This window comes from Kitasatospora sp. SC0581 (genome assembly GCF_048159585.1).
GTDB lineage: Bacteria > Actinomycetota > Actinomycetes > Streptomycetales > Streptomycetaceae > Kitasatospora.
Genome location: NZ_JBLRWA010000355.1, coordinates 1 through 301, shown reverse-complemented (window position 1 = coordinate 301; position 301 = coordinate 1). Strand labels below are relative to the sequence as shown.

1 protein-coding gene is annotated in these 301 nt (G+C 72.1%); it reads left to right on the top strand.

Features of this window, described 5'->3' with window-relative positions:
* On the top strand, positions 1–301 hold a 301-nt coding region (locus tag ACLWS4_RS38435; RefSeq protein WP_416876634.1), incomplete at both ends, for an ABC transporter ATP-binding protein.

Sequence of the window (301 nt, the reverse complement as noted above, 5' to 3'; positions counted from 1 at the left end):
CATGGTGTTGGCCCAGCAGACCTCGATCCTGCTGCTCGACGAGCCGACCACCTTCCTCGACATCTCGCACCAGTTCGAGGTGCTCGACCTCTGCGCCGAGCTCCACGAGGAGCGCGGCCACACGGTGGTGGCCGTCCTGCACGACCTCAACCAGGCCGCCCGCTACGCCACCCACCTGGTGGTGCTCGGCCCCGACGGCACGGTCGCCGCCGAGGGCGCACCCGCCGAGGTGCTGACCGCCGAGCTGGTCGAGCGGGTCTTCGGGCTGCGCTGCCGGGTGCTCCCCGATCCGGAGACCGGC